1 protein-coding gene is annotated in these 2,589 nt (G+C 42.7%); it reads left to right on the top strand.

Annotated features, from left to right (window positions below; all coding sequences use genetic code 11):
- The coding region (locus tag ADICYQ_RS04300; RefSeq protein WP_040414511.1) for an NHL repeat-containing protein at nt 1-949 on the top strand (949 nt) is incomplete at its 5' end.
- Nucleotides 950-2,589: the final 1,640 nt, after the last annotated feature.

Raw genomic sequence — 2,589 nt, 5'->3', positions numbered from 1 at the left:
CTTACTAGGCCATGGCTCACACCGGTACAAGGTCATAGAAGGATGGGGTAATTTAGACCCAGTTAAAAATCCTGTAAATGATTGCCATGAAATGGTAGAAGACGCAAAAGGTAGATTGATCCTTTTGACCAATGAAACCAAGAACAATGTCATTATTTATGACAAGTCAGGCAAATTATTGGAAACCTGGGGTTCGACCTATCCTGGAGCGCATGGGCTTACCATTCATGATGAAGGAGGAGAAGAATTTTTATATATCTCAGACAATACCCGTAGCCAGGTGATCAAAACGGATCTTAAGGGTAGAGAGATTATGGTCATAGATTACCCAAAAGAAACGGGTAATTATGCTTACCCTAAAAAGTTTGTTCCTACAGAAACAGCTATCAATCCGGCCAATGGTGACATCTATATCGTAGATGGCTATGGTTTGAACTATGTGACCCAATACAGTGCCAAAGGGGAATTGATTCGCCAGTTTGGTGGTAAAGGAGAAACCAATGAAACCTTTAACTGCTGTCATGGTATTCTGGTAGATACCAGAGACAAGAATAACCCTACCTTATTGATCACGGACAGGGGCAATATGCAGTACAAGCGATTTACCTTGGATGGTAAATATATCAAAACTATTCCTACTCCTGGCTCATTTGTATGTCGCCCTGTATTGAGAGGGGATAATATTTATGCAGCTGTCTACCGAAGTACCACTCAAGCCTATCCAAATTCAGGTTACATCACCGTCCTGGACAAAAATGACCAGGTAGTCTCCACTCCAGGAGGTACTGCTCCTGAATATGTGAACGGAGAACTTCAGGAACAACGAAAAGACATGAGTTTCCAGGGATTTATGCATCCGCATGATGTCTGTGTAGACAGAGACGAAAACATTTACGTTCCACAATGGGCTTCAGAAAAAACCTACCCAGTAAAGTTGGAAAGGGTATAGTAAACGATTTTTCATAAGTAAATAGAAAGGCTGTCTTTGTTTTAAGATGGCCTTTTTTCGTGCTAACTGTCCTTCGGGTCTGCTCGGGAATCAGTTAGGCCAGATTCTACAGATCCCACATTCTCGGCGGCAATTCAACAATCCCGGCGGCTGTCATCATCCCGGCGGCTGAGCGGAGTCGAAGACATAGGGTGACGAGTACGAAATGCCTATCCTTCGGCTCCGCTCAGGAACCGGCCAGGATGATATGTTAAAAAAAGACTACCCGATGCTACCAACCATAGGGATCTTGTTATTTGTAGAGATCACGATAATTAATCAACACCTCCTTGCATTCCTGCCCCTCGCTAAAAAGTGCCTTCATTGGCACTTTTCTTCCCGCTCGGTTCTCCTTGTTGTATCCCGAAAGTGCAGCGCATCGGGATGTCTCTCTGACCCAGAGCATAAAGAGCTATGGAATAAAGTGACTGCGTCTTAATCCTTGTTGTAATGGATGTATCTCTCTGACTATCATTTTAATTATTCATTCATTTTAATTTATCGTAGTCTTAATCCTTGTTGTAATGGATGTTGCTCTCGGACTGAAACCACAAACGGCTACAAAAAGAGTATATGTAGTCTTAATCCTTGTTGTAGTGGATAGCCTGTCCCGAAAGTGTAGCGCATCGGGATGTCTCTCGGACAGGATACTGTATGCAGGAGATGATCCTGTGATCAAGGTCTTAATCCTTATTGTAATGGATTTTCTTTGGTATATAATACCTATAGCTATAATAGACCCACGCGCCTCCTGGCCCCTCACTAAAAAGTGCCTCCGCTGGCACTTTTCTTCACGCTCGGTCCTCCTTGTTGTATCCGAAAAGTGCAGCGTATCGGGATGTCTCTCTAACATCTTGGAAATTAACACAAACAACTAAGTTTAACTTTTCTTAATCCTTGTTGTAATGGATGTTGCTCTCGGACCATGAAACGAGAATACACAATTAAACTTAGTAAGTCTTAATCCTTGTTGTAGTGGATAGCCTGTCCCGAAAGTGTAGCGCATCGGGATGTCTCTCGGACAGGATACTGTATGCAGGAGATGATCCTGTGATCAAGGTCTTAATCCTTATTGTAATGGATTTTCTTTGATATATAATACCTATAGCTATAATAGACCCACCCGCCTCCTGGCCCCTCACTAAAAAGTGCCTCCGCTGGCACTTTTCTTCACGCTCGGTCCTCCTTGTTGTAATGGATGTACCTCTCGGACCCTATATCAATAGGGGTTTCAGGTACAAATTCAATGGTCTTAATCCTTGTTGTAATGGATGTACATCTCGGACTATGGAACAAAGTGTCTGACACTTTAAAGTTAGAAAGGTCTTAATCCTTGTTGTAGTGGATGTGTCTCTCGGACATCTCGTAAACTAGTAGTTAAAACAGTTCGTTATTTTGTCTTAATCCTTGTTGTAGTGGATGTGTCTCTCGGACACTGGCCAGAAGAGTCTATTAACAAATCAAACCCTGGAGTCTTAATCCTTGTTGTAGTGGATGCTGCTCTCTGACGAGACAAGATATTTCAATACGGTCAACCGACTCTATTGTCTTAATCCTTGTTGTAGTGGATGTGTCTCTCGGACGATTGGTAACAGGATTCA

The organism is Cyclobacterium qasimii M12-11B, from assembly GCF_000427295.1.
GTDB classification, from domain to species: Bacteria; Bacteroidota; Bacteroidia; order Cytophagales; family Cyclobacteriaceae; genus Cyclobacterium; species Cyclobacterium qasimii.
The sequence above is the reverse complement of the archived record's forward strand: the minus strand, read 5'-3'. Positions and strand labels throughout refer to the sequence as shown.